3 protein-coding genes and 1 riboswitch are annotated in these 5376 nt (G+C 76.7%); of the genes, 2 read left to right on the forward strand and 1 reads right to left on the reverse strand.

What is annotated here, in order from left to right; translation table 11 throughout:
- Nucleotides 1-1198, forward strand: a 1198-nt coding sequence (locus AAHZ94_RS27825) for an SLC13 family permease (protein WP_349996252.1), incomplete at its 5' end; no start/stop codon positions are given.
- A 196-nt stretch (nt 1199-1394) separates the two neighbouring features.
- On the forward strand, nt 1395-2771 hold the full coding sequence (locus AAHZ94_RS27830) for a glycerate kinase family protein (protein ID WP_349996253.1): 1377 nt from the start codon (nt 1395-1397) through the stop codon (nt 2769-2771).
- A 307-nt stretch (nt 2772-3078) separates the two neighbouring features.
- Here AAHZ94_RS27830 and AAHZ94_RS27835 read toward each other — a convergent pair whose 3' ends face one another.
- A complete protein-coding gene (locus tag AAHZ94_RS27835; protein ID WP_349996254.1) occupies nt 3079-4554 on the reverse strand; it encodes an aminotransferase class V-fold PLP-dependent enzyme in 1476 nt (491 codons plus the stop codon).
- Between the two features lie 291 nt (nt 4555-4845).
- Nucleotides 4846-4963, reverse strand: a riboswitch (SAM riboswitch).
- Nucleotides 4964-5376 lie beyond the last annotated feature (413 nt).

Genomic DNA, 5376 nt, shown 5'->3' on the forward strand with positions numbered 1-5376 from the left:
CCCCCCCCCCCCCACCATTTTTTACACCCCCCCCCCCCCCAACCCCCCACCGGCGCCCGTCGGGGGGCCTCGCAGTTGTGTAAACCACCCGGGGCGCGGGCGCGCGGCCGGGGCCGCGGCCTTCCTGGTGAGCGGCGCGCGCACCGTACGCCAACTCGTCCACCTCACCACGGCCGCCCTGGTGGCCACCGCGTTCGCCATCCCGGCCACCTCGGGCCGGGCCGCGCTCGCCCTGCCGGTGTTCCTGGCCCTGGCCAGGGCGCTGGCCGACCGGGCGCGGCTGGTGGTAGCGCTCGCACTGCTGTTCCCCACGGTGATCCTGCTCTCCGCCGTGGCGACGCTGATCGGCGCGGGGGCACACCTCATCACCGTCTCGGTGCTGTGGGAGACCACCGGCGAGGAGATCGGGTTCGCGCGCTGGCTGCTGTTCGGGCTGCCGCTGGCGATCGCCTCCTCACACCTGGCGGCGGAGACGGTGTTGCTGACGACGACCCGGCGCGCCGACCGTACGGGGCCGGTACGCATCACGGCCGAGCAGCTCCAGGCGCACACCGAGCAGCCGGTGACCGGCCCGCTGACACCCGCCGAGGCGCGCTGCGCGCTGCTGCTCGGCACCGTCGTCGTGCTCTGGTGCAGCGAACCGGTGCACCACGTGCCGCCCGCCGTCGTCGCGCTAATCGGCGCGATGGTGGCGGCGTCCCCGGCGCTCGGCACGGTACGGCTGAAGGACGCGCTGGGCACCGTGCCCTGGTCGTTGCTGCTGTTCATGGCGGCCACCCTGGCCATGGGCGGTGCCCTCGCCGCCTCGGGCGCGGCCCGCTGGCTGGTCTCGGGCCTGCCGACGGACGGCGTGCCCCGCTGGCTGTTCCTGACCGTGGTGATCGCCCTGAGCACCGCGGCCCACCTGGTGCTCCAGTCCCGTTCGGCCCGCTCCAGCGTGCTGGTGCCGCTGGTGGTGGCCGCCGCCGGCACGGCCGGGGTCGATCCCGTGGTGGCGGCCCTCGCCTCCACCGCAGCCGCCGGGTTCTGCCACACGCTGCCCGCGTCGGCCAAGCCGGTCGCGCTCTTCGCCGACCTGCCGGACACCCCCACCTACACCCCGCGTGACCTGCTGCGGCTCTCCCTGGTCCTGGCGCCGCTAACGGCCGCCCTGGTCCTCGTCTTCGCCCTCGCCGTCTGGCCCCTGCTCGGCGCCTGACACCGCGCCACGCGCCCCGGGCCGGCCCCGCCCGCGTACTCCCGTCCCCCTGCCCGCGCCCCGAAACGACCCCGCGCGACCGCGACGCACGCACCGCCCCCCGCGACCACGCCCCGTACGCCCGTACAGCCCACAACCCCCGTACGACCCACGAACCCCAACCCACAACCCCCAAACCCCAACCCACCGGAGCACCATGAACACCCACCCGCCCCGTCCCCTCCGCATCGCCGTCGCCCCCAGCGGCTTCAAGGGGTCGCTCTCCGCACGGGAGGCGGCCGAGGCCATCGCCGAGGGGCTGCGCCGCGTCGCGCCCGATGCCGAGACCGACCTGATCCCGCTGGTGGACGGCGGCGAGGGCACCGCCGAGGCGCTGGCCGCCGCCACCGGTGGCGCCCTGCACGCCGTACGCGCGACCGGCCCCACCGGCGACCCGATCGCCAGCCACTTCGCCCTGCTCGGCACCGCGGCACCGGGCGGCCCGCTGGCCGCGGCTGGCTCTGCCGGCCCCGCCGGCGCGGAACGCACCGCCGTGGTCGAGATGGCCGCCGTGGCCGGGCTGTCCCTGGTACCGCCGCACCGGCGCGACCCGGGCGCCACCACCACCCGCGGCGTGGGCGAACTCGTCCGCGCCGCCCTGGACTGCGGCGCCCGGCGCATCCTGGTGGGCTGCGGCGACTCGGGCACCTCCGACGGCGGCGCGGGCGCGCTCCAGGCGCTTGGCGCCCGGCTGCTCGACGCGGCAGGACGCGAACTGCCGCCCGGCGGCCGGGCCCTGACCCGACTGGCCCGCATCGACCCGAGCGGCCTGGATGCGCGCCTGGCCGACACCACGCTCCTGGTCGCCTGCAACCCGTTCAACGTGCTGTGCGGACCGCGCGGCGTGGCCCGCGTCTTCGGCCCGCAGAAGGGCGCGACCCCGGAACAGGTGGAGGAGTTGGCCGCGGCCCTGGACCGCTGGGTGACCGTCCTCGCGCGCGATGTGCTCACCGGGCCGGCCGCCCCGCCCGATCTGCGGTACGGCCCCGGAACCGGTGCCTCCGGCGGTCTCGGGGCGGGACTCGCCGCGCTCGGTGGGCAGTTGCTGCCGCGGTTCGACGTGCTGCGCGACGGGCGCGGGCGGGACGCCCGGCTGGCCCGCGCCGATCTGGTGGTCACCGCCGAGGGCGCGCTCGACGGTCAGACCACCCGCGGCAAGGTGCCGGCCGAGGTCGCCCGTCGGGCCAAGGCGCACGGCCGGCCGGTCCTGGCGCTCGCCGGCACCATCGGCGCCGGCGCCCACGCGGTCCGCGGCGCCGGGGTCGACGCGTACCGCGGCATCCTGCCCGCCCCGGTGGCGCTCGCCGAGGCGCTGGACCGGGGCCGCGAGTTCCTCACCGACGCGACGGAAGAAGCCCTGCGCATGATCCTCATCGGCACCCGCATCGACACCGGCGCCGGCCACCACACCAGCGGCCACCTGGGCCCCCACCCCGGCGCCCGGAGCAGCCCCCACGCCAGCACCCACACCAGTGCGGCGCGCTGTCCCGCGCCCACCGAGGAACCCCCGGCCGTACGGGCCGTACACGGCTGACCGCCGGCGGGGCCGGGGCCGGGGCGCGCGGGCCCGCCCCCCCCCCCCCCCCCCCCCCCCCCCCCCCCCCCCCCCCCCCCCGCCCCGCCCCCGCCACCCCGCCGTCCGGGGGGGGGGGCCCGGGGCCCCGGGGGGGGGGGGGGGCGGGGCCGCGCGCCCCGGCAACCCTCGCCACCCACCCGGCCGAAGCGACCAACCCACCGCTCGGCCGGCCCGATCAACCGTCCCACCCACCCCGGGGCCAGCCGAATCGACCGACTCACCACTCACCACTCACCAGAGCGAGCCGCCCCGCCCCGGCTCAGGCTCAGTGCGCCTGCGCCGCCACCCCGCGGTCCGGCACGCAACGGCCGTTCTCCGTGCGGTAGTTCCACTGCGCGCCCTGCTGCACCAGCTCGCGCACGGCCCGTACGAACCGCTCCACGTGCTCGTCCGGGGTGCCGGCGCCGAAGCTGACCCGGATCGCGTTGAGCGAGCGCTCGCCCGGCGCGCCCTCGGGGGCACCGCACTCGCCCGGCTCGTTCGGCTCGCTGTCGAGCAGGGTCCGCACCAGCGGGTGGGCGCAGAACAGGCCGTCCCGCACGCCGATCCCGTACTCGGCGGAGAGCGCGGCGGCGAAGTGCGAGCTGTTCCAGCCGTCCACGACGAAGGAGATGACGCCGACCCGCGGCGCGTCGTCACCGAACAGCGACAGCACCCGCACCTTCGGGACCTCCGCGAGCCCGGCCCGTACGGTGGCGATCAGCCGCTGCTCACGGGCGACCAGCGCGTCGAAGCCCGCCTCGGTCAGCGCCCGGCAGGCCGAGGCGATGGCGTACACGCCGATCACATTGGGCGAACCGGCCTCGTGCCGGGCCGCGCTGGTGTGCCACTCCACCGCCACCTCGCCGTCCGCGCCGCGCGCCACGGTGCGGCTCGCGCCGCCGCCGGCGAGGTACGGCTCGGCCTCGCGCAGCCAGTCCGTGCGCCCGGCGAGCACCCCGGAGCCGAACGGCGCGTACAGCTTGTGGCCGGAGAAGGCGATCCAGTCCACGTCCAACTCGGCCACGTCCACCGGGTGGTGCGGGGCGAGCTGCGCCGCGTCCAGCACGATCCGGGCGCCGTGCGCGTGCGCCGCGTCCGCCAACTCACGCACCGGCCACAGCTCACCGGTCACGTTCGACGCACCGGTCACGCAGACCAGCGCCGGCCCGCCGTCCCGCTCGCGGTCGGCGAGCGCCCGCTCCAGGGTCCGTACGGCCGCGTCCGGCGTGCGCGGCGCGTCCAGGTAGGTCACCCGCACGCCCTCGCGCTGTTGCCAGGGCAGCAGCGCCGCGTGGTGCTCGGTCTCGAACACGAAGACCTGGGTACCTGCGGGCAGTACGGCGGCGAGCAGGTTGAGCGAGTCGGTGGTGGAGCGGGTGAAGACGACCTCGTCGTCGGGGCGGCACCCGAGGAAGCGGGCCACATCCGCCCGACTGGTCTCGAACAGGTCGGTGGAGAGCTGCGAGAGGTAGCCGGCGCCGCGGTGCACGCTGCCGTAGTACGGGGCGTACGCGGCCACGTCCTCCCAGACCCGGCGCAGGGCGGGGGCGCTGGCCGCGTAGTCGAGCGCGGCGTAGCCGACCTCGCCGCCGGTGACCAGCGGCACCCGCACGTCGGTGCCGAGCACGGGCAGCGGCGCACCGTCGGTCACCGCCGCGGTGCAGGCGCAGGCGTCCTGCGACGCGCAGCAGGCGTCGGCGTCAGCGGGGGCAGCGGCGGCGACGGTGGACGGGGCGGCGGCGAAGGGGCGCGTGGACATGGCGAGATCTCCCGGCAGGGCAGGGCTTCACACGGCGGAAGCGGCGTGGCGTGGGTGACACCGACGACCAGTGGGCGCGACGACGTGCCGGGCACGACGGTCGATCGGTGGGAACGGCCCGGGACGCCTTCGTGCACACGCACGGGTCACCAGGCCGGAAAGGTCCGGACATCCGGATGGGGAAAAACGGGGCCTTGACCGGCCCTAGCGCATTCGCTGATTCACTGAGCATCTCCCTCGACCACCAGGACCCCTGGTCTTCTCACTCGGATCGTCGGATCGAGTGCGAGGGGTCCGCGCTTGCCGTAAGCCTCGCTGCCTACGGCCTGGTCATCACCCGGGGCACCCCGCCACGGACGGAGGGTTGCCGGACAGCGGGCCGGGGCCTATGTCGCTGTCACTCGTGACCTGGGAAGCATCATGCCACACCACACGACGAGCGCAACCACCCCCCTTGCCCCAACAACCTCACACCACCACCTCCGCACACCCGTCTGCACCCCACTACGCCCCCGCCTACGGCAGCTCCGTACGGCAAGCTCCGTCCGAAGGCCCAGCAAGCCGCGAGGGCGCGCCCCGTACGGGAACGCGCCCTCGTGTCACGGTCGGCGCACCGCCAGCCCGGCCACCTGCCCGGCCGTCGCAGCCACCGACCCGGTCGGCTACTCCTGAGTGGCGGCCACCCAGCGCTCCAGCGTCCGCTGCGCCGCCCCCGAGTCGATGGACTCCGCGGCCCGGGGCCCCCCCCCCCCCCCCCCCCGCGGGCCCGGGCGCCCCCCCCCCCCCCCCCCCCCCCCCCCCCCCCCCCCCCCCCCCCCCCCC

It is taken from the genome of Streptomyces sp. HSW2009 (genome assembly GCF_040240285.1).
GTDB lineage: Bacteria > Actinomycetota > Actinomycetes > Streptomycetales > Streptomycetaceae > Streptomyces.